General features: G+C 71.0%; 18 protein-coding genes. 12 read left to right on the top strand and 6 right to left on the bottom strand.

Annotated elements, in window-relative coordinates:
* The first annotated feature begins 453 nt into the window (after positions 1-453).
* Positions 454-1,953: a SulP family inorganic anion transporter gene (locus tag ACNI14_RS07815; protein ID WP_420519849.1), complete on the top strand. Its 1,500-nt coding sequence runs from the start codon at positions 454-456 to the stop codon at positions 1,951-1,953.
* Positions 1,954-2,173: 220 nt separating this feature from the next.
* Here the strand turns inward: ACNI14_RS07815 and ACNI14_RS07820 are convergent, their stop codons facing one another.
* Positions 2,174-4,087, bottom strand: a complete 1,914-nt coding sequence (locus ACNI14_RS07820) for a DUF4914 family protein (protein ID WP_420519437.1) — start codon at positions 4,085-4,087, stop codon at positions 2,174-2,176.
* 227 nt (positions 4,088-4,314) lie between these two features.
* Here ACNI14_RS07820 and ACNI14_RS07825 point away from each other — a divergent pair, with 227 nt between their 5' ends.
* The 9 genes from ACNI14_RS07825 to ACNI14_RS07865 all read left to right on the top strand — a co-directional run bounded on the left by ACNI14_RS07825 (position 4,315) and on the right by ACNI14_RS07865 (position 13,139).
* Complete coding sequence (locus ACNI14_RS07825) at positions 4,315-5,445, top strand: Rv2578c family radical SAM protein (protein WP_420519438.1); 1,131 nt, start codon at positions 4,315-4,317, stop codon at positions 5,443-5,445.
* A gap of 101 nt (positions 5,446-5,546) precedes the next feature.
* Positions 5,547-7,286, top strand: coding sequence for a cation:proton antiporter (locus tag ACNI14_RS07830; RefSeq protein ID WP_420519439.1), 1,740 nt, complete (start codon positions 5,547-5,549; stop codon positions 7,284-7,286).
* Positions 7,287-7,297: 11 nt separating this feature from the next.
* Positions 7,298-8,158 carry a phosphodiester glycosidase family protein gene (locus tag ACNI14_RS07835; protein WP_420519440.1) on the top strand — a complete coding sequence of 287 codons (861 nt, stop codon included), beginning with the start codon at positions 7,298-7,300 and terminating at the stop codon, positions 8,156-8,158.
* Positions 8,159-8,207: 49 nt separating this feature from the next.
* Entirely contained in the window at positions 8,208-8,711 is a 504-nt protein-coding gene (locus tag ACNI14_RS07840) for an O-acetyl-ADP-ribose deacetylase (protein ID WP_420519441.1), read from the top strand.
* Between the two features lie 24 nt (positions 8,712-8,735).
* Positions 8,736-9,065, top strand: coding sequence for a YnfA family protein (locus tag ACNI14_RS07845; protein ID WP_420519442.1), 330 nt, complete (start codon positions 8,736-8,738; stop codon positions 9,063-9,065).
* 94 nt (positions 9,066-9,159) lie between these two features.
* Entirely contained in the window at positions 9,160-10,575 is a 1,416-nt protein-coding gene (locus ACNI14_RS07850; RefSeq protein WP_420519443.1) for an Nramp family divalent metal transporter, read from the top strand.
* Between the two features lie 61 nt (positions 10,576-10,636).
* Complete coding sequence (locus tag ACNI14_RS07855; protein WP_420519444.1) at positions 10,637-11,248, top strand: ArsR/SmtB family transcription factor; 612 nt, start codon at positions 10,637-10,639, stop codon at positions 11,246-11,248.
* Positions 11,245-12,561, top strand: coding sequence for an MFS transporter (locus tag ACNI14_RS07860; RefSeq protein ID WP_420519445.1), 1,317 nt, complete (start codon positions 11,245-11,247; stop codon positions 12,559-12,561). Before ACNI14_RS07855 ends, ACNI14_RS07860 begins: the two co-directional genes overlap by 4 nt.
* Positions 12,562-12,911: 350 nt before the next feature.
* The gene (locus ACNI14_RS07865) at positions 12,912-13,139 is read left to right on the top strand and encodes a hypothetical protein (protein WP_420519446.1); all 228 of its coding nucleotides are present in this window, start codon (positions 12,912-12,914) and stop codon (positions 13,137-13,139) included.
* Between the two features lie 31 nt (positions 13,140-13,170).
* Here ACNI14_RS07865 and ACNI14_RS07870 read toward each other — a convergent pair whose 3' ends face one another.
* Positions 13,171-14,067: an SDR family oxidoreductase gene (locus ACNI14_RS07870; RefSeq protein WP_420519447.1), complete on the bottom strand. Its 897-nt coding sequence runs from the start codon at positions 14,065-14,067 to the stop codon at positions 13,171-13,173.
* Between the two features lie 144 nt (positions 14,068-14,211).
* Between ACNI14_RS07870 and ACNI14_RS07875 the strand changes: the two genes are divergently transcribed.
* Positions 14,212-14,694 (top strand): hypothetical protein, encoded by a 483-nt coding sequence (locus ACNI14_RS07875; protein ID WP_420519448.1) that lies wholly within the window; start codon positions 14,212-14,214, stop codon positions 14,692-14,694.
* Between the two features lie 45 nt (positions 14,695-14,739).
* Here the strand turns inward: ACNI14_RS07875 and gnd are convergent, their stop codons facing one another.
* From gnd to ACNI14_RS07890, 3 genes are read right to left on the bottom strand one after another with little or no spacing between them, the layout of a single operon-like run.
* On the bottom strand, positions 14,740-15,780 hold the full coding sequence (gnd, locus tag ACNI14_RS07880; protein ID WP_518486581.1) for a phosphogluconate dehydrogenase (NAD(+)-dependent, decarboxylating): 1,041 nt from the start codon (positions 15,778-15,780) through the stop codon (positions 14,740-14,742).
* A gap of 49 nt (positions 15,781-15,829) precedes the next feature.
* Positions 15,830-17,245, bottom strand: a complete 1,416-nt coding sequence (zwf, locus tag ACNI14_RS07885; RefSeq protein ID WP_420519449.1) for a glucose-6-phosphate dehydrogenase — start codon at positions 17,243-17,245, stop codon at positions 15,830-15,832.
* 54 nt (positions 17,246-17,299) lie between these two features.
* Positions 17,300-18,268, bottom strand: coding sequence for an oxidoreductase (locus tag ACNI14_RS07890; RefSeq protein ID WP_420519450.1), 969 nt, complete (start codon positions 18,266-18,268; stop codon positions 17,300-17,302).
* A 192-nt stretch (positions 18,269-18,460) separates the two neighbouring features.
* Between ACNI14_RS07890 and tal the strand changes: the two genes are divergently transcribed.
* On the top strand, positions 18,461-19,579 hold the full coding sequence (gene tal, locus ACNI14_RS07895) for a transaldolase (protein WP_420519451.1): 1,119 nt from the start codon (positions 18,461-18,463) through the stop codon (positions 19,577-19,579).
* 21 nt (positions 19,580-19,600) lie between these two features.
* On the opposite strand, the gene ACNI14_RS07900 is transcribed toward tal, so the two are convergent.
* Positions 19,601-20,590 carry a zinc-binding alcohol dehydrogenase family protein gene (locus ACNI14_RS07900; RefSeq protein WP_420519452.1) on the bottom strand — a complete coding sequence of 330 codons (990 nt, stop codon included), beginning with the start codon at positions 20,588-20,590 and terminating at the stop codon, positions 19,601-19,603.
* Between the last annotated feature and the right edge of the window lie 15 nt (positions 20,591-20,605).

Below are 20,605 nucleotides of genomic sequence, written 5' to 3' on the forward strand. Positions count from 1 at the left end.
AGCATTAGCGTGAGACACGAGAACCTCCGGGTTAAGAGCGAAGAACTAGACAGCTCCACTCTGCCCGGAGGTTCTCCTCATCGCCCGGAACTCAAACAACGTCCCTGGGCACTACAACTAGTCCGGTGGCGCTGACGCGCCCCATGCAGGTCATGGGGCGACCCTGGGGCCGCCCGAATCTTCCGTGACGTTAGGGTAGGGTGGTGCGCGGCCAGGCGGGCGCTGCGTGCGATCACAGAGAACCTGTGAACCGCACCGACATGCGCCTCCCGGCATCGCGACCATCTCGCGTCGATCTTGCGCAGTGCTGCGCGCTCCAGTCCAGTCCCCATCAGGGTCCGCGCCGACATGGCGCTGGTTCTCGGGCGTGCGCGCCCGCAACACACGAAGGAATGCTGCGTGTCAGATAACGCCCGCCCATACCTGGCCGATCCCGCTCCTGAACCCGTACCCGTGAAGGGTGCGCCCGAGGCCGACGAGTCTTTCTCCGTCCTGGAGGCGCTGAAGTCCCCGCGCCGCCTGCGCACCGAGGTCTTCGCCGGGCTCGTCGTGGCACTCGCGCTGATCCCCGAGGCCATCGCCTTCTCGATCATCGCGGGTGTGGACCCCCGACTGGGCCTGTTCGCCTCCTTCACCATGGCGGTGACGATCGCCTTCGTGGGAGGCCGCCCCGCGATGATCTCTGCAGCGACCGGAGCGATCGCGCTGGTCATCGCGCCCGTCGTGCGCGAGTACGGGATGGACTACTTCATCGCCACGGTGATCTTGGCCGGGGCGCTGCAGGTGGTGCTCAGCGTGCTGGGAGTCGCCAAGATGATGCGGTTCATCCCGCGCTCGGTCATGGTGGGATTCGTCAACGCACTCGCGATCCTGATCTTCATGTCGCAGATCCCGCACCTTGTCGATGTGCCGTGGGCTGTCTATCCGATGGTCGCGATCGGCATCATCATCATGGTGCTGATGCCACGCTGGACCAAGGTGGTGCCCGCGCCGCTCGTCGCGATCGTGTTCCTCACCGCGGCCGCCATTCTCGCCGTGATCAACGTCCCCACGGTGGGGGACGAGGGAGAGCTGCCCCGTTCGCTGCCGAGCCTGTTCATCCCCGACGTCCCGCTCAACCTCGAGACGCTCCAGATCATCGCGCCGTACGCCCTCGCCATGGCCTTGGTCGGAATCATCGAGTCGCTGCTGACCGCCAAGCTCGTGGACGATGTCACCGACACGCACTCGAACAAGACCCGCGAGACCTGGGGCCAGGGCACCGCGAACATCGTCACCGGCTTCTTCGGTGGCATGGGCGGCTGCGCGATGATCGGCCAGACCATGATCAACGTGAAGGCCTCCGGCGCTCGCACCCGCATCTCGACCTTCTTGGCCGGGGTGTTCCTGCTGATCCTGGTGGTGGGGCTGGGCGACATCGTGGCCACCATCCCGATGGCTGCGCTGGTCGCCGTGATGATCATGGTCGCGGTCGGCACGTTCGACTGGCACTCGGTGCACCCCAGCACGCTCAAGATGATGCCCAAGTCCGAGACCGCCGTGATGATCGCGACCGTCGTCGTGACCGTGTGGACCCACAACCTCGCGATCGGCGTGGGCGTGGGCGTGCTCACCGCGATGGTGCTGTTCGCCCGCCGCATCGCTCACCTCACCACGGTGACCCGGCTGGACGCGTCCGACGAGGACGACCAGCGCGTCTACGCGGTCGAGGGAGAGCTGTTCTTCGCCTCGTCGAACGACCTGATCTACCAGTTCGACTATTCGGGCGACCCGCACGAGATCGTCATCGACATCTCCGGGGCGCACGTGTGGGACGCGTCGACCGTCGCGGCCCTCGACGCAGTGCGCCACAAGTACGCCAAGAAGGGCAAGTCCGTCACGATCGTCGGGGCCAACGAGGACACCCAGACCCGTCTGGACCTACTCGCCGGGAACCTGGGCGGCGGCCACTAGCCACACCCCCTGCAGCAACGGCACGGCGCGGACGGTCACCGTCCGCGCCGTGCCGTGTGCGTTCGGGGCGAGCGGTCAGTGGAACTCGGTGTTGAAGTCCCACAGCATGCGCGCCAGCACCGTCGCGTCCTGAATGGTCGCGACCCTGACGTCGGGACTGCCGCGGGCACGCGCATCGGCCATGCTTTGAGGCTACGCCCGCGCCCACCCGCGCGCTCGGCTACAGGTACGTGGGGGTGAGGGCCTCGTAGTCCTCCACCGTGCCGTCCGCGAGGCACGTGTCGATGATGCGCCGCCCCAGGTCCGACAGGTCGGGCGTGAGGAACTGGGCGAGCTCCGACTTGAAGAAGCCGGTGAGGATCCGGCAGCCCTCGTCGTACGCCTCGAGCCCCACCTGCGACTGCATCTCGGGCCGCAGCAGCGTGCGCCGCACGGGCTGCCCGTCCAGGGTGATCTGCTTGGGGCTGTAGCCGAACAGCGCGCACCGCGCGGGCTCCAGCTGTTCGGCGCGCATGCGCCCGCCGCCCTTGCGCGCCAGCCACTCCCGCGTGAGCCATTCGGCGGAGAACCCCACCCGGTATGCCCCCACGTGCTGGTTGGGTGTCAGCACGTAGCGGGTGCGGTCGTACGTGAGGAGCTGGTCGAGCAGCAGGTTCGCGGCCGCCACCTTGGTGCCGGTCGAGAACGGCCAGTACGAACCCACGCCCTCTGAGACCATGCCGCCATGCTCGAGCCGGTCGAGCGCATCGGCCGCCTCGCCGATCGACGGATTCTTGTCTCCGCGCGGGGCCACGAGCCGCCACAGCCACGCGACGGCGGGCGGCACGAAGTGGGCCAGGCCCATGATCCCGTAGCTCGGGGCGTCGCGCGTGCACGCGGGCATGCGCACGCCGAAGGTGCGTACGTCCACCGGCTGCGGCACGTCGACGATGTCCTCGATCATCCGTCGGGGGATCACCACGCGGGGGTTGGGGCACGGCTTTCCCGTCGAGTCGAGCGTGTGCTCCCACGGCAGCACCGTCGCGTCGGCCACGCCGTGGATGTTGAAGAACACCAGCGGCGCGTCCGGGTGGATGACGGCGCGCTCGAGGTGCGGGTCCTCGCCGTAGGTGCGCAGGTTGTCCACGCGCACGAACCACCCGTCCTCCGCGTCCGCGACCACCATGCGGCCGCTGCCGTCCTGGACGGCGGGGTGGCACAGCGTCATGTCGTCGGTGACGGGGGACAGGTCCGAGGTCTCGGACAGCGTGATGTAGTACGGCTCCTCCGTGACGACATTCGCGCCCAGCAGGATCCGGCCGTCGTCCTCGCGCCGCAGGTCCTGGCACATCTCCGACTTGCCGCCGCCAGAGGCGCCCTCGTGCATCACCACCGTGTCGTTGTCGTACGGCGTCGTGACCCGGACGGACGAGGCATGGGCGGTGATCCACCCCTCCGCCTCGCCGATGTCCAGCAGCACGGAGAACACGCCCTTCTTGGCGCTCGGCCCCGGGTACAGGTTGTAGGCGAAGATCTCGTGCAGCGTCTCCGAGCGATCGTGCACCACCACCTGGCGGCCCTCGAAGTGGCTGTGACGGAACGGGGGAGCGACGTACAGGATCGAGCGCGGCTCGAAGGGTCCCAGCTCGTCGAGCGTCACCCATCCCTGCAGGTCCACGAGGGCCAGCGCGAAGAACGCGGAGTTCGCGGGCACGATCGCGAGCGAGGGCGAGCCGTAGACCGGGCCGCCGGCCTTGAACGGCACCACCACCAGGTCCTGGCGCGCGAGCCACGCGAGGGTGTCGGCGCGCGTGTCGGAGAAGCCGTGACCGAACCGGTCCACGAAGCGCGTCTTGTCCGTGGGGCGCCAGTCCGCGATCACCATGCACTGCGGGTCGCGCCGGCGCATGTAGTCCTCGGGGTAGTTGACCGCCAGCCCGTTGCGGCACCGGGTCACGGTCGCCTCCGTGATGGTCTCCCCGTCCACGTCGTAGTCCACCGAGAACTCCGGCCCGCCGTCGGGGCCGAGGGCGAGGGCGTACAGCTCCGCGCGCGTCGCGGGCACGGTCACGGAGGGGGCGGCGTCGAGCACGCGGCGAACGTCGGGAGCGAGGGCGACGCCGCTCAGGTCGGTGGCGGTCGTGGTGGTGGTCATGGTGGCTCCTCGCGGGGGTCGGTCGTGCAGCGGCTCGGTGTCACGGTGCGGGTGATCTCGGCGCGGGGTCGCCTCCCATGAGTATGGCTTTCGTCAAGGCTGGGTCAAGGGACCTTCGTCCCGGCGGTCATGGTGAGGGGCCGATGCGGGGGAGGCTCGGCGTGCCCGCGCGACACGCGCGCGGCCGGGTCTTTGACCGCGACTCGAACGCGTGTTCGAATGGGGCCATGCGATGGGAAGGCCAAGCGGTTACGACGGAGAGCGCCGATGCGCTGCCGGGTCTGGCGCGCATGGGCAACCTCGTGCGCTCGGTCCGCACCCCCGAGTTCGAGGGGATGGTCTTCCACGAGGTGCTCGCCAAGAGCGCGCTCAACAAGGTGGGGCGCTCTAGCGCGGTCCCGTTCACGTGGACCATCAACCCGTACCGCGGCTGCTCCCACGCCTGCGTGTACTGCTTCGCGCGCCCCAGCCACAAGTACCTCGAACTCGACGAGGGCAAGGACTTCGACAGCCAGCTGATCGTCAAGATCAACATCGTCGAGGCGCTGAGGGCGGACCTCGCCAAGAAGTCCTGGACCCGCGAGCACGTGGCGCTCGGCACCAACACGGACCCGTACCAGCGCGCCGAGGGCCGCTACAAGCTCATGCCCGGAATCATCGACGCGCTCGCCGAGTCCGGCACTCCGCTGTCCATCCTCACCAAGGGCTCGCTGCTGCGCCGCGACCTGCCCCGCCTTGCCCAGGCGGCGACCCAGGTCCCCGTCGACCTCGCGCTGTCCATCGCGATCGCCGACGACGAGCTCCAGCAGTCCATGGAGCCCGGCACCCCCACCACGAAGGCGCGGCTCGCGACCGTCGCCGCGGCGGCTGAGGCCGGCTTCGACGTCGCGGTGTTCATGATGCCGATCCTGCCGTTCCTCACCGACTCCGAGGAGCACCTGGACGGCGCCCTGGCCCGCATCAAGGCCGCGGGTGCGACGTCGGTCACCTACACGGCCCTCCACCTGCGTCCCGGCGTCAAGGAGTGGTACGCGCGGTGGCTCAACACGCACCGGCCGGATCTCACGCCGCGCTATCGCGAGCTGTACGGCGACGGCGCCTACGCACCCAAGGAGTATCGTCGCTGGCTCGCGGCCCGCATCAAGCCGCTGATCGAGGCGCACGGGCTCGAGCGCGCGCCGGAGGACCCCAACACCGGGTCCATGGGCTCGACCTCGGTGGACACGGCGCCGGCGCGCCGCGTCGATGCGCGGGACGACCAGGGCGAGTGGCGCCGCACCGCGAACTCTCCCGGTGGGCTCGCGACGGGCGCCCGCGCCAACCTCGCCGAACTGCAGTCGGAGCCCACGCTGTTCTGAGCGGCGGCGACGGCGCCGAGCCCGCCGGCGTGCCCGCGACGGGGCACCAGCGCCGCGCCCGGTCGCAGTTCAGCCCCGCCCGCGTTGCCTACGATGGGCGCGTGGACCTCCTCGTGATCGGCGTCATCGCGCTCGTCGCGATCGCCTTCGCCACGGTCCTCAGCCCGCGCCTGGGGGTCGCGTCCCCGCTGGTGCTGGTGGCGCTCGGGGTGGGCGCGAGCCTGGTGCCTTTCGGCCCGGAGATCTCCGTCGACCCGCAGCTGATCCTCGCCGGGGTGCTGCCGCCGCTGCTGTACGCCGCGGGGGTGTCCGTGCCGGCCACGGACTTCAGGCGCGACTTCCGGTCCATCGGCGCCCTGTCGGTCGCTCTCACCATCGTCACGACCGTGCTGATGGGCGTGGTCTTCTACTGGATGTTCCCCGCCCTGTCGTGGCCGTGGGCCTTCGCGCTCGGCGCGATCGTCAGCCCCACCGATGCGGTGGCGACGGCGATCGTCAAGCGACAGGGGGTGTCGCCGCGCCTGGTCGCGCTGCTCGATGGGGAGAGCCTCTTCAACGACGCCGCCGCCCTCGTGCTGCTGCGAGCCGCCGTGGCCGCCACTGCATCGGCCGTGAGCCTGTGGACCGTCGCCGTCGACTTCGTGGTCTCCATGGTGGTCGCGGTGGTGATCGGCTGGATCGTCGGCCGGGTCAGCCTGTGGGTGCGATCGCGGATGACGGACGTGAACGCCGCCACGGTGTTCTCGTTCGCGGTGCCGTTCCTCGCCTCGCTGCCGGCCGATGCGGTCGGCGCCTCTGGCCTGGTGGCGGCCGTGGTCGCGGGCCTGGTGAGCGGCAACGGCGCGGCGCGCCGGCTCTCCCCGCAGGTGCGCCGCTCTCATCAGCAGAACTGGCACACCGCGGAGCTCATGCTCGAAGGGGCGATCTACCTGATTCTGGGGCTCGAGCTGCTCCGGACCATCGAGGATGTGAGCCAGGACGACCTGGGCGTGCTGTTCGCGTTCGGCGCGGCGGGCCTGGTGCTGGTGGCGGCGCTCGTCACGCGTGCGGCTTTCGTGGCGCCGCTGCTGGTGATTCAGCGCCACGCCGCTCGGCGGTCGCAGCGAATGCGGCCGCGCCTGCGCAAGGCCTTGGAGCAGCCCGGCCCCGCCGCCCGCGCGGCGCACCACGTGTCCCGGCTGGTGCGACGCGCCAATCCCGCGATCCCGCACCAGTCGCGCGTCGAGGAGGTCAAGCGGCGCATCGCCCGGACCGGTGCGGACCACGGGTTCCTGCTCCGTTCGCCCCTGGGCCCGCGCGAGGGCGGCGTCATGGTGTGGGCCGGCATGCGCGGCGTCGTCACCGTCGCCGCGGCCCAGACACTGCCCTTCGACACCCCGGGCCGCTCGCTGCTGGTGCTGATCGCCTATCTCGTCGCGATCGGCTCGCTGGTGATTCAGGGCGGGACCATGACGTGGATGCTGCGCCTGCTGAAGCCCGCCCGCGCGGCGACCCCCGAGGAGCTCGCCGTCGAGTCCGCTGGGCTGCGGGAGGTGCTGGACGCGGCCGTCGAGGACGAGCGTCAGCACCTGCGCGAGACCCGGGAGCGATCACAGGACCGGCGGGAGGCCGAGCAGAGCGACCGTGCCGATCCCGAGACCGTCAGCCCCACCGATGATCGCGGCTTCCCCCTGTCCGCCGAGGCCACCGCGGAGGACGAGGACCGCGATCACCGGATCGCCGTCATCGAGGCGGAGCGCGAGGCGCTGCTCGATGTGCGCGCGCTGGGCGCCTTCAGCTCGGCCGCGCTGGCCGCCGCCCTCGCGCAACTGGATGCCGAGCAGATACGGCTCGAGCTGTGAGCGGCCGGCGCGTGGCTGCCTCCTCGCTCCCGCGGCTGGCCGCGGCATGCTGCACCGCGGCGCTGACGGCGCTCGCGATCGCGGCGTGCGCGGCCGATCCGCCCTCGACCCCGCGCGTCACGGTCACCGCCGACCCGGAGCCCGCTGCCACCCTGCCCGCACCCGAGCCGACGCCGGGGGGAGAACCGACGGGCGCATCGGCCGCTGGCGCCGACGTGGTGGATGCCGAGATGGTCGAGCATGCCGGTCGCGACTACCTGGTGGTGACTTTGCCCCTGGACGAATGGGACGTGCGCGTGGACTGGGAGCCGGGCGGCACCATGCTCGCGGACGTCATCGACGCCGACCCGGCCGTCGCGGTCGCCACCAACGCGGGCATCTTCACGCCCGAGGTCGAGCCCGGAGGGCTGCTGGTGAGCGACGGCGAGGAGCTGGTGGGACTGAACCTCTCGGACGGCGGCGGCAACTTCCACCTCATGCCCAACGCGGTGTTCGCGGTGCTCGAGGACGGCACGGCGACGGTGGTGGACAGCACCGCGTACGAGCCGGCCGGCGTGCTCCATGCCACCCAGTCGGGGCCGGCGCTGGTGCTCGACTCGGAGGTCCACCCCGAGTTCCGCGAGGGCTCGGACAACCTGGCCCTGCGATCGGGGGTGGGCGTGAGTCCCGGCGGCACCACGGTCACGCTCGCGATGTCGTGGGGGCTGACGAACCTGTGGGACTTCGCGACCCTGTTCCGCGACGCGCTGGGCATCGATGACGCGCTCTACCTGGACGGTCAGATCTCCGACCTGTGGGTCGCGGGCATGGCGGAGCCGGGCGCGCTGTCCGGCCCTTACGCGGGGATCATCACCGCACGACCCGCCCCGTGACCGGGGGGTCGAGCCTGCATTACCGCGGAAACCGGGCGACACTAGGGGCATGACCGAGCTCTCAGTGATCCAGGACGACATCACGACGCTGGCCGTCGACACGATCGTCAACGCGGCGAACGAGACCCTGCTCGGCGGCGGGGGAGTGGACGGCGCGATCCACCGCGCGGCCGGCAGGGGGCTTCACGAAGAGTGCCGCGAGCTCGGCGGTTGCGAACCCGGAGAGGCGAAGATGACGGGCGGCTACCAGCTGCCCGCGACGCACGTCATCCACACGGTGGGTCCGTTCTGGAGGGGCGGCGGTCATGGCGAGGCCGAGGTGCTCGCCGAGTGCTACCGGAACTCGATAGCGCTCGCGGCGGGCCACGGCCTGGCGACCATCGCCTTCCCGTGCATCGCCACCGGAACCTACGGCTTCCCCCAGGACCGCGCGGCCGAGGTGGCGGTGTCGACCGTGCGCGAGGCGGTCCAGGATCACCCGTCGATCAGCGCCGTGACGTTCTGCACCTACTCGGACTACGAGTACGCGCTGTACCGAGAACTCGTGAACTAGAGGGTCGCTGATAGCGTCGCGGCCATGCACGTCGCCCGGGTGATCCTGCTATTCGTCGCGGCCGCGATCGCCGAGATCGGCGGCGCGTGGCTCGTGTGGCAGGGGCTGCGCGAGCACAGGGGCGCGGTGTTCGTCGGGCTCGGTGTGGTGTCGCTGGCGCTGTATGGCGTGATCGCGACCTTCCAGCCCGACCCCCACTTTGGGCGCATCCTCGCGGCGTACGGCGGCATCTTCGTGGCGGGGTCCCTCGCGTGGGGAATCGTGGTGGACCGGTTCAAGCCCGACGTGTGGGACTGGACCGGCGCGTCCCTGTGCCTGATCGGCGCGGGGATCATGATGCTCGCGCCCCGCTGACCGCGCCCCGACGATCGGCGCCTCGATCGCCGGACCGGCCTCGTCTCTTCTCGCAAGTTCGGAGTGCCGAAGTCTCGGTGTTAGATTGTTCGGCATGCCGAAACCTCGTCCTGCGACGCCCGCCGCGGCGGCGCCCGCAGGCGGTGCGGGGCGCCGTCCCGAGCATCGCCTGTGGATGCTGCTCGGCCCCGCATTCGTGGCCGCCGTGGCATACGTGGACCCCGGCAACGTGGCGGCGAATCTCACGGCGGGGGCCGAGTACGGCTACCTGCTGGTGTGGGTGCTGGTGGTGTCCAACGCGATGGCGGTGCTCATTCAGTACCTGAGCGCCAAGCTCGGCCTGGTCACCGGCAGGTCGCTGCCGGAGCTGCTGGGCGCACGACTGGGCACCCGCAGCCGCCTGCCGTACTGGGGGCAGGCGGAGGTGGTCGCGGCCGCCACCGACCTCGCCGAGGTGATCGGGGGAGCGATCGCCCTCAACCTGCTGTTCGGGCTGCCGCTGGTGTGGGGAGGCCTCATCACCGGCGCGGTGTCGATGCTCCTGCTCGCTGTTCACTCCCGCAAGGGCCAGCGGCCGTTCGAGTTCGTGATCATCGGCTTTCTCGCGATCATCGCCGTGGGCTTCCTCGCGGGCCTGTTCGTGTCCCCGGTGGACTGGGCTGAGACCGCGGGCGGGCTGGTGCCGCGATTCGGGGATTCGGGCACCGTCCTGCTCGCCGCGTCGATGCTCGGTGCGACGGTGATGCCGCACGCGATCTACCTGCACTCCGCGCTCGCGCGCGACCGCCATCTGCCAGGGCAGAGGGACGCGGCCGAGGTTGCCGCCAAGGCGGAGCCCCGAGGGCTGATCGAGGCCACGGAGCTCGTTGAGCCCACGGTGCCGGCTGAGGTGCGCGCCCACCGGGCCGCGGCCGTCTCTCGCGCCAACGAGGCGGGGGCCGGTGCATCGCGGTCGCGGTTGCCGGTGCTGCTGCGCGCCACGAAGCTCGACGTGCTGTGGTCCCTGGTGATCGCGGGATCGGTGAACATCGCGATGCTGCTGCTCGCGGCCGCATCGCTGCGCGGAGTCGGCGGGACGGACACGATCGCGGGCGCTCACGCCGCCATCGAGGCCAACCTCGGCCCCATCATCGGCGTGGTGTTCGCGGTGGGGCTGCTGGCGTCCGGCCTCGCCGCGACCTCGGTGGGGGCGTACGCGGGCGCGGTCATCATGGGCGGGCTGCTGCACCGGCGCATCCCCCTCCTGACGCGCCGGCTCATCACCCTCGTGCCCGCCCTCGTGGTGATCGCCATGGGAGTCGACCCCACGTGGGCGCTGGTGCTGAGCCAGGTGGTGCTGAGCCTGGGCATCCCGTTCGCACTCATCCCGCTGGTGCGGCTCACGAGCGACCGCTCGGTGATGGGCGAGCACGCCTCGGGGCTGCCGCTGCGCGTGGTCGGCTGGGTGGTGGTGGCCGCGATCGTCGCATTGAACGTGGCGCTGATCGTGATCACCGCGATGGGCGGCTGAGCGGAGCCAGAGGCGGCCGATCCGCTGGCGCGGCCGCGTGCCGCGCGCTATCGTGTATTCCATGGATTTATGGAATAAGGCCGATGCCCGCACCAAGGCCGACTCCCTCGACGCCGTCGCGCGGGTGGGCAAGGGCCTCGCGCACGGCACGCGTGTGTCGATGCTGGAGCTGCTGGCGCAGGCGGACCGGAGCGTGGGCGATCTCGCCGACCTCGCGGGCGTCAAGCTCACCACCGCCTCGGCCCACCTGCAGGTGCTCAAGGACGCGGGACTGGTCGCCGCCCGGCGCGACGGCACCACGGTGGTCTACGCGCTCGCGGGCGACCACGTGACGGCGCTGCTGCTGCGGCTGTACGACGTCGTCGCGCCGCGCGGGGAAGATGACGGCCCCTCGCCGGCGGGCGCGAGCCACGAGGTGGTGCTCGACGTGCGCCCCGCCGAGGAGTTCGCTCACGGCCACTACGACGGCGCCGTCAACGTGCCGGTCGCCGAACTCGAGGAGCGCATGCGGGAGCTGCCGGACGAGGCGTCGTACGTCGTGTACTGCCGCGGGCGCTTCTGCTCGCTCTCGCACGATGCCGTCGAGATCCTCCGGGGTCACGGCCGCACCGCCCGGGTGACGGAGGTGGGCGTGCTGGAGTGGCGCGCGCTCGACCTGGTCTCGACGCCGTGACGGCCGAGCCGGAGGTCGCGCGGGAGGGCGACGCAGACGAGCGGGCGACGGCTCAGCGGGCGGTCCTGCGAACGCTGGTCATCGCCCAGATCCTCTCGGGGGCCGGCCTCGCCGCCGGAGTCACCGTGGGGGCGCTGCTCGCCGCCGAGATGCTGGACTCCACCTCGGCCGCAGGCGTCCCGGCGCTGCTGTTCGCCCTCGGGTCCGGAGGGGCCGCTGTGCTGATCGGCGCCCTCTCTCAGCGACGAGGACGCCGCGTGGGCCTGGCGTGGGGCTATGCCGCCGGCGCGGTCGGCGCCGTGGGCGTCGTGCTCGCCGCGGCGATCGACTCGGTGCCGCTGCTGTTCGCCTCCCTGTTCGTCTATGGAGCGGGAACGGCGGCCAACCTTCAGGCCCGCTACGCCGGCGCCGACCTGGCCCCACCCGCCAAGCGCGCCCGCGCATCGGCCATCGTGCTGGTCGCGACGACCGCGGGCGCCGTGCTCGGCCCGCAGCTGGCCGAGGCGTCGGGTGGACTGGTCGAGCCGTGGGGGCTGAGCGCGCTCACGGGCCCGTTCGCGGTGGCGGCCCTCGCATACGCGGTGGGTGCCGCCGTGCTCGCCCTGTGGCTGCGTCCCGACCCGCTGCTGCTCGCGCTCCGGCTCGGCGCGAGGCCGGCGGACGCCCCGCTGGCGCAAGCCTCGCCGGCTCAGGTGACCGAGGACGAGGGGGAGCCGCGGTGGCGACCCCGGGTCGTGGGCGCCATCGCCGCCATGGTCGGCACGCAGGCGGTCATGGTGGGAGTGATGACCATGACGCCGGTCCACATGACCGCGCATGGCCACACGCTCTCCGCGGCGGCGACCGTGATCTCGCTTCACGTCGCCGCGATGTACCTCCCCGCCCCGCTGTCGGGCCTGGTGGTCGACCGCTGGGGCGTGGTGCCGACCGTCATCGCGGCGAGCCTGACGCTGATCGCGGCCGCCACCACGCTCGCGCTGGCCCCGGGGGAGTCGCTGGTTCCGATCGCGGTCGGGCTGGTGCTGCTCGGGATGGGGTGGAGCCTCGGAATCGTCGCGGGCACCCAGGTGCTGTCCACGGCGCCGCCGTTGGTGCGGCGCGCGCGCCTCCAGGGTCGTGCGGACTTCTTCATCGCCGCGTCCAGTGCCGCGGGCGGGGGAGCCTCCGGGTTGATCGTCGCGGGCTCCACCTTCGCCGCGCTGGCATGGGCGGGGGCGGCCGTCGCAGTCGCGGTGGCGCTGGTCGCGCCGATCCTGCGCGTCAGTGTCACGAATCGGCAAAATGTCCTTCCCCCCGATCGCTTCGAGGGGTAACGTCATCCCGGTTGCAGCCCGGAGGCGTCCCGCCGCCGGCCGAATCACCTCAGGAAGGAGAACGCCATGATGACCATCGTCATCACGTCGCGCACCGTCGCGCGCACCCGTGTGCTCCCCTTCCGCGCCCGCTGCCGCAACTGACGCCCGGGCCCGGCGGCACACGCTGACCGCACGCGGGACCCCTCGCACGGCCCCGCCCCTCCACGCCTGACGGCGTGATCACGCCCGCCGCGCCGCGATCATCGCGGCACGCTCAGGGCGCCCCCGCTCCGCACGCCCGCGGTCGCGCTGCCGCGCCCGCGCACGTGCCGGCATGCCCTCGCAGCCCGACTGACGAGGGGAGGTGAATGATGTACTTCCAGGATCCCGCAGCGCTGCTGGCGCTGCACCGCGCGGACCACCGCGAACTCGTCGCGGACGCGCAGCATGCGCGCCGCGAGTCTCGCACTCGTCGACTGCGCCGCCTTCGACTGCTGCGCCGCCTTCGACTGCTGCGCCGCCTCTACGCGCGGTCGCTGCGCCGCGTGCGCTCGGCTCGCCGCGCCCCGGCGATGTCCAGGCGCGTCGCCCCGTGAGGGGCGGCGCGCCCGGGCGCCGCGCCGGCGATCACGGGACCGGCATGCCGCCGTTCACGTTGATGGTCTCGCCCACCACGTAGCTGGACTCGGGCGAGGCGAGAAAGACGTAGGCGGGGGCCATCTCGACCGGCTGGCCCATGCGGCCCAGCGCCGTGACCTCGCCGAAGCCCTCGAGCTTCTCCTGGGGCTGGCCCTCGGTCACCTGGAGGGGCGTCCACACGGGGCCGGGCGCCACGGTGTTGACGCGAATGCCCTTCTCCGCGAGCTGCATCGCGAGGCCCTTGGTGAAGCCCACGATCGCGGACTTGGTGGTCGCGTAGTCGACGATGACGGGGGAGGGCTTGTAGGACTGCACCGAGCTGGTGTTGATGATGGTCGAGCCCGGGCCCATGTGCTGCAGCGCGTCCTGTGTGATCCAGAACATCGCGTACACGTTGGTCTTCATGGTGCGATCCAGATCGTCGTCGCCGATGTCGGTGAAGTCCTCGTGGTACACCTGGTGGCCCGCATTGTTGACCAGGATGTCGAGTCCTCCCAGAGCGTCCACCGCCTTGGCGACGAGCTCGCGGCAGAAGTCGCGGTGGCGGATGTCGCCCGCAATCAGGATGGCCTTGCCGCCCTCGTGCTCGATCAGCCCGCCGATCCGCTCGGCGTCGGCGCGCTCCGACTCGAGGTAGTTGATGGCCACGTCGGCCCCCTCGCGCGCGTAGGCGATGGCGACGGCCGCGCCGATGCCCGAGTCGCCACCCGTGATGAGGGCCTTGCGTCCCACGAGACGACCGGTGCCGCGGTAGCTCTCCTCACCGTGGTCCGCCTGCGGGTCGAGGTCGCGGTCCAGGCCGGGGAGGGGCTGCTTCTGCTTCTTGCCCTTGAGGTGCGAGTAGCGCTCGGCCGGGTTGTCGAACGTCAGCTGGTCGAATGACATGGGTGCCTCCGGGGTGTCGAGTGCGGTACGGACCCCACATGGATGCGTGGTGCCCCTATCGAAGGGGACAACCGCGTGGGCCCCCGGCGGATTCCGACGGGAGGCATGCGGTGAGCGGCCGATGCGCGTGGCAGGCTGGTCGCCATGATCGCCTTTCGCTCGCGGCAGTACACGCACCAGAATCCACTCGCGCGGTGGGTGCTGATCGGCACGGCCCTGCTGTGCGCGACGCTGTTCGCGGCCGGCGGGATGTGGAGCGATCCCGAGCAATCCGCAGCGGCCTGGTGGATGGGCGCGATCACGCTCGCGGCCATCGTGTCGCTGCTGTGGCTCCCGCTCACCATCGCCGTCGACGCGACTCACGTGCGCGTCTCCCTGGCCGGGGTGGTGAAGAAGGCCATCGCGCTGGACGACGTGGTCTCGGCTGAGCGCCGTTCGTACCGGCCCATGAAGGACTTTGGCGGGTGGGGATGGAAGTGGAGCCATCGCCTCCCGAACTCGGTGGCGTACTCGGTGCGTGGCGACACGGCGGTGGTGCTGACCGTGCGTGGCGGCGGTCAGGTCTACCTGGGCGTCGCCGACGAGGCCGGACTGCTCGCCGCGCTCGGACCGCGCGTCGCTGCCTGAGCCGGCCCGCGCATCGGCCGTGGTCGACGCGACAGGCCGAGCCGGCTACTCCCCGGTGGGCCGCTCGACGTGGCCGCCGAAGCCCTTGCGCATGGCCGACAGCACCTTCTCGGCGTAGAGATCCTGGTCGCGCGACGCAAAGCGCGAGTACAGCGCGGTGGTGAGCACGGGGGTCGGCACGCCCTCGTCGATCGCCGCGATCGACGTCCACCGGCCCTCTCCCGAATCGGACACGTAACCCGAGAACTCGTCGAGGTCGGAGTCCCGGTTGAGAGCCTCGGCGGTGAGGTCCAGCAGCCACGAACCGACCACGGACCCACGGCGCCACACCTCTGACACGGCCGCGGTGTCGATGTCGTACTGGTAGAACTCCGGGTTCGCGAGGGGGGCGGCCTGACCGTCGGCCTGACGCGATGGCGTGCCGACGTCCGCATTGCGCAGCAGGTTGAAGCCCTCGGCGTAGGCGGCCATGAGGCCGTACTCGATGCCGTTGTGCACCATCTTCACGAAGTGCCCCGCGCCGCTCGGGCCGCAGTGCAGCCAGCCGCGCTCCGCGCTGGACGGGTCGCCCTCCATGCCAGGCGTCCGGGGTGCGGCGTCGACGCCGGGAGAGATGGTGTCCCAGATGGGCCGTAGGCGCTCGACGGGCTCGGTCTCGCCGCCGATCATCAGGCAGAAGCCGCGCTCCAGCCCCCACACGCCGCCCGAGGTGCCGCAGTCCACGAGGTGGATGCCCGACTCGGCGAGAGTGGCCGCGTGTGCGATGTCGTCGCGGTAGTAGCTGTTGCCGCCGTCGATCACGGTGTCGCCCGGCTCGAGAGCCTCGGTGAGGGCCGCGATCACGGAGTGGGTGACGTCGCCCGCGGGCACCATCACCCACACGGCGCGCGGCGCGTCGAGCGCGCTCACGAAATCGGCGATCTCGTGAACCGGCACCGCGCCCTCCGCCGCGAGGGCCTCGACCGCGTCAGGCGCGACGTCGTGGGCGGCGACCGTGTGTCCGTCGGCCATCAGGCGGCGGCTGAGCCCCGCGCCCATCCGACCGAGTCCCACCATGCCGATCTGCATCTGGCTGTCCGTCGTCATGTCGTCTCCTCGTGCTGTCTCGTGGGTGCTGGGTGCTGGGTGCTGGGTGCTAGCCCTGGTCGGGGTCCACCCGTGGCGTGAGCCACGGGCCGTCCTGGCCGATGAGCCTGCCGGCGGCCTCCTCCGGCCCCCAGCTGCCGGGCTCGTAGGCAATCGCGGGGGTGTGGTCGGTGAGGATTCCCTCGACCACTCGCCATGCCGCCTCGACCGACTCCTCGTGCGTGAACAGCGCGCTGTCGCCGCGCAGGGCGTCCGCGAGGAGCCGCTCGTAGGGCTCGACATCGAGCGGGCTCTCGGTGTGCAGCCGCAGCTCCTGCTCGTGTCCCACGAACTCCTCACCGGGGCGCTTGACGCGCACTCCCAGGCCGATCTCGCTGGAGGGGGACAGCCGGAACCGCAGGCGGTTCGGGTGCTGATCGGGGTCGAGTGCGTCTTGGAACAGCGCCTGCGGGGGCCGCCTGAAGTTCACGACGACCTCGCCCGCGGAGACCGCGAGGGACTTGCCGGTGCGGATGTAGATGGGCACGTCCGCCCACCGCCACGAGTCGATGTGGAGCTTGACGGCCGCGTAGGTCTCGACGTCGGAGTTCGGCGCAACGTCGGGCTCGTCGCGGTAGCCGCGGAACTGGCCGCGCACGTAGTCGTGCCGGGTGAGGGGGCGCATGGCCTTGAACACGTTGACCTTGGCGGCCTGCACGGCGCCGTAGCCCTGGTAGGCGGGGGCGTCCATGGTCAGCAGCGCCACCACCTGGAAGAGGTGGTTCTGGATGACGTCGCGCAGCGCGCCCGCGGACTCGTAGAAGCCGCCCCGCCCGCTCACGCCGAACTTCTCCGCGAGGGTGATCTGGATCGACTCGATGTGGGTGCGGTTCCACAGCGGCTCGAACATCGCGTTCGCGAACCGGAAGTAGAGGAGATTCATGATCTCCTCCTTGCCCAGGAAGTGATCGATGCGGAAGATCGCGGACTGGTCGAACGCCTGCGTGATCGTGGCGTCCAGCTCCAGCGCGCTCGCGAGGTCACGGCCGAACGGCTTCTCGACCACCACGCGACCGTTCTCGTGCAGCCCGACCGCCTTGAGTCCTTCGACCACCGTGCCGAACAGCATGGGCGGGATCGCAAGGTAGTGCGTGGGGGCCGCGCACTCTCGGATCTCGTCGCGCAGCCGCTCGAAGGTCTGGGGGTCGTTGTAGTCGCCGTCGACGTACCGCAGCAGGGACAGGAGTGTGTCCATCGCCTCCTCGTCGTCGATGCCGCCGTCCGATGCCGCGACTGACTCCTTGGCGCGGCCCTTGAGATCGTCGATGCCCCACTGGGAGAACGCCACTCCCACCACTGGCACGCGCAGCTCCCCGGACTTCACCATGCGGTACAGCGACGGGAAGATGGACTTGCGCGCGAGGTCTCCGCTCGCGCCGAAGAATACGAGGGCATCGGACGGGGTCTCGGGCTGTGCGCCTGGCATGGCACTCCTCATGGGTACGGGGATCTCATGGAAGGGACGTCACTGCTGCTCACACTACGGCTGGGCGATGCGCGTCGCCCCCGGTCGCGCGTCGCGGGAGTCATCGATCGACATCTCCACTCCGGTCAGGTCCTCGGAGACCTCCCACAGCACCGCGATCGAGCGCGACAGCCCGACGCGCCGGTACAGCGGCAGGCGCACCGCGTTGCCGACGTTCATCCACCGCGGGCCGTAGAACTGTCCGCCGCGGGCGCGCGGGTCGGTCGCCGCTCTCAACTGGGGCAGGGCACCGCGCGCGGCGGGCATGCCTCGTTCGGCGGCCATGCGTTCGAAGAAGGGGCCGCTCGAGCCGCCGCCGCCCTCGCGCACCGTGCGCTTCTGCAGATCCGTGTGAGACAGCCCGGGGTGCGCGGCGAGCGACTGCGTGCTCACACCCGCGGCGCGGAAGGAGCGCTCGAGGCCGTACGCGAAGTGCAGGTTCGCCAGCTTCGCCTGGCCGTACGCGCGCCACGGGCTGTAGCGGCCCTCGAGATGCGGGTTCGCGGGGTCGATGCGGCGGCCCACGTGGTGCGCGGTGCTCGTCACGGTCACCACGCGAGCGGCGGAGGCGCGCGTCAGCGCGGGCATCAGGTCGGCGGTGAAGGTCCAGTGGCCCAGGTGATCGATGCCCAGCTGAGTCTCGTACCCGTCCTCGGTGCGGCCCTCGGGGGTCGCCATCACACCCGCGTTGTTGATCAGGATGTCGATGCGCGGATGGGTGTCCGTGATCCGTGCGGCGGCCTCGCGGGTCTGGCGCTGCGAGGACAGATCCAGGGGCACGATCTCGAGGGACGCGTCGGGCTGAGCGGAGAGAATGGCCTCACGCGCATCGGCCGTCTTGTCGGGGCTGCGCGCCGCCATGACCACATGCGCCCCGGCAGCGGCGAGCGCCCTCGCCGTCTCCAGACCCAGCCCACCGTTCGCGCCGGTCACGACGGCGGTGCGGTCGGTCAGGTCGGGGATGTCAGCGGTGGACCAGGGCACACGGCCTCCTTTGTGTGGCTCGTCCATACCAACGCGGGCTGACCCGCGAGGGATTCCCGCGGCGCGCGATTCGCCCGCGACAGCCGCCGGTCGCGGCCGCCCCGTGCGTGACGAGGGGCGCACGTGGAATGCTGGGCGATGACTTGCACGTTGACCACAGCAGACCCCGTCCCCGACGCGAAGGAGCCCCGCATGACCGCGACCACGCACACCTCATCCCTTTCGGCACTGTCCTCAGCGGGAGTGTCGATCTGGCTCGACGACCTGAGCCGGGAGCGCCTGCGGTCCGGGTCGCTTGAGCGCGACATCAAGGACAGCTCGATCGTGGGGGTCACCACCAACCCGTCGATCTTCGCGGCCGCCGTCGCCGGCTCCGACCAGTACGACGATCAGGTCGCGGACCTCGCCACTCGCGGCGTGGACGTCGACGAGGCCGTGCGCATGATCACGGCGGCCGACGTGCGCGAGGCGTGCGACGTGCTGCGACCCGTGTACGACGCCACCGAAGGCGTCGACGGCCGCGTGTCGATCGAGGTGGACCCGCGGTTCGCGCGCAACACCGGCGCGACGATCGCCGAGGCCAAGCAGCTGTGGTGGCTCGTGGATCGCCCCAACGTCATGATCAAGATCCCGGCCACCGCCGAGGGTCTGCCGGCCATCACCGAGGCGCTCTCGCTCGGCATCTCGGTCAACGTCACGCTGATCTTCTCCCTCCAGCGCTACCGCGAGGTGGTCGAGGCGTTCCTCACGGGACTCGAGCAGGCGAAGGCCAACGGCCACGACCTGTCCCGCATCGGCTCGGTGGCGTCGTTCTTCATCAGCCGCGTGGACGCCGAGGTGGACGGACGCCTCGACGCGATCGGTCCCGACTCGCCGGCGCGCGGCACGGCCGCCCTCGCCAACGCCCGGCTCGCCTTCGAGCACCACGAGCAGGTGCTGGCCTCCGACCGCTGGAGCGCGCTCGCGGACGCGGGCGCGCACCCGCAGCGGCCGCTGTGGGCCTCGACCTCCGTCAAGGACAAGGCGTACCCGGACACCATGTACGTCGACGAGCTGGTCACCGCCGGAACCGTCAACACCATGCCGCAGGCGACCATCGACGCGTTCGCCGAGCACGGCGTCGCCCAGGACGGCGAGTGGGACACGGTGCGCGGCTCCTATGACCAGGCACGCGCCGACTTCGAGCGCCTCGCCGAGGCGGGCGTCGACATCGACGACGTCACTCTCCAGCTCGAGGACGAGGGCATTCAGAAGTTCGTGGCCTCGTGGGACGAGCTGCTCGACACGGTCAAGGGGCAGATGCAGGGCTGAACCCAGCGCGGGCCCGCCGTGTCAGCGGTGCACCACGACCTTGCCGATCATGGCCTGCGTCTCGACCAGCCGGTGCGCCTCGCGGATCCCCTCGGCCGTGAAGTCGTCGATGTACCGCGTCGCGGTGGTCGCCACCGTGCCGCGGTCCACGAGCTCCGCCACGGCGGCGAGGATTCGCGACTGCTCCGCGATGTCCCAGGCCTCGTACCGTGAGCGCGTGAACATGTACTCCCAGTGCATGCTCGCCGACTTGGCGAACAGCGGCAGGAGCGACTCGTCGGTCCCGTCGATCGAGACCACGTGCCCAAAGGGCTTGAGCACCTTCGCGAAAGCCTCGATGCTGCCGCGCGTGTAGGACGAGAACACGTACTCCACCCCGTCGGGGGCGAGGTCCGTGACCGCGGCCACGAGGTCGCGGTGATCAGCGACGGCGTGTGCGCCCATGCGCAGTGCCCAGTCCCTGGACTCGTCGCGAGAGGCCGTCGCGATCACGCGCAGAGCGGTCAGCCGTGTCGCGAGCTGCGTGAGGATCGACCCCACTCCGCCCGCTCCGCCCACGATCAGCAGCGTGCCGCGGTCCTCGCGGTTCAGGCGCAGGTGGTCGAACATCGACTCCCACGCGGTCAGCGCGGTCAGCGGCAGCGACGCCGCGTCGGCGAACGATGCGGTGGTGGGCTTCAGTGCCACGATGCGGTGGTCGACGGCCTGCAGCTCGGCGTTGGCGCCCGGCCGGGTCGCGTCCCCGGTCCACCACACCTCGTCGCCCGGCTTCAGCCCCACGACCTCGCTGCCGGCCTCCACCACGACTCCTGCACCGTCGTAGCCGAGCGTGAGCGGCCCTCGGGAGGCCTTGTGCGAGCGACGCTTCTTGACGTCCACGGGGTTGACGGACACCGCCTCGACGCGGATCACGACGTCGCGGGGCCCAGGCTCCGGTTCGGGCGTCTCGGCGTCGCGCAGGGCTCTCGGATCGTCGAGGGGGAGCCCCTCGTCGCTGACGATGGCACGCATCGCTACCTCCTGATC

This window comes from Demequina pilifera, assembly GCF_048814985.1.
Taxonomy (GTDB): Bacteria; Actinomycetota; Actinomycetes; order Actinomycetales; family Demequinaceae; genus Demequina.

Bases quoted from the DNA above. Each gene is read 5' to 3' on its own strand.
- ACNI14_RS07820 (WP_420519437.1), bottom strand. From the start codon at position 4,087: ATGACCACCACCACGACCGCCACCGACCTGAGCGGCGTCGCCCTCGCT.
- ACNI14_RS07825 (WP_420519438.1), top strand. From the start codon at position 4,315: ATGCGATGGGAAGGCCAAGCGGTTACGACGGAGAGCGCCGATGCGCTG.
- ACNI14_RS07840 (WP_420519441.1), top strand. From the start codon at position 8,208: ATGACCGAGCTCTCAGTGATCCAGGACGACATCACGACGCTGGCCGTC.
- ACNI14_RS07845 (WP_420519442.1), top strand. From the start codon at position 8,736: ATGCACGTCGCCCGGGTGATCCTGCTATTCGTCGCGGCCGCGATCGCC.
- ACNI14_RS07850 (WP_420519443.1), top strand. From the start codon at position 9,160: ATGCCGAAACCTCGTCCTGCGACGCCCGCCGCGGCGGCGCCCGCAGGC.
- ACNI14_RS07855 (WP_420519444.1), top strand. From the start codon at position 10,637: ATGGATTTATGGAATAAGGCCGATGCCCGCACCAAGGCCGACTCCCTC.
- ACNI14_RS07865 (WP_420519446.1), top strand. From the start codon at position 12,912: ATGATGTACTTCCAGGATCCCGCAGCGCTGCTGGCGCTGCACCGCGCG.
- ACNI14_RS07870 (WP_420519447.1), bottom strand. From the start codon at position 14,067: ATGTCATTCGACCAGCTGACGTTCGACAACCCGGCCGAGCGCTACTCG.
- ACNI14_RS07875 (WP_420519448.1), top strand. From the start codon at position 14,212: ATGATCGCCTTTCGCTCGCGGCAGTACACGCACCAGAATCCACTCGCG.
- gnd (WP_518486581.1), bottom strand. From the start codon at position 15,780: ATGACGACGGACAGCCAGATGCAGATCGGCATGGTGGGACTCGGTCGG.
- zwf (WP_420519449.1), bottom strand. From the start codon at position 17,245: ATGCCAGGCGCACAGCCCGAGACCCCGTCCGATGCCCTCGTATTCTTC.
- tal (WP_420519451.1), top strand. From the start codon at position 18,461: ATGACCGCGACCACGCACACCTCATCCCTTTCGGCACTGTCCTCAGCG.
- ACNI14_RS07900 (WP_420519452.1), bottom strand. From the start codon at position 20,590: ATGCGTGCCATCGTCAGCGACGAGGGGCTCCCCCTCGACGATCCGAGA.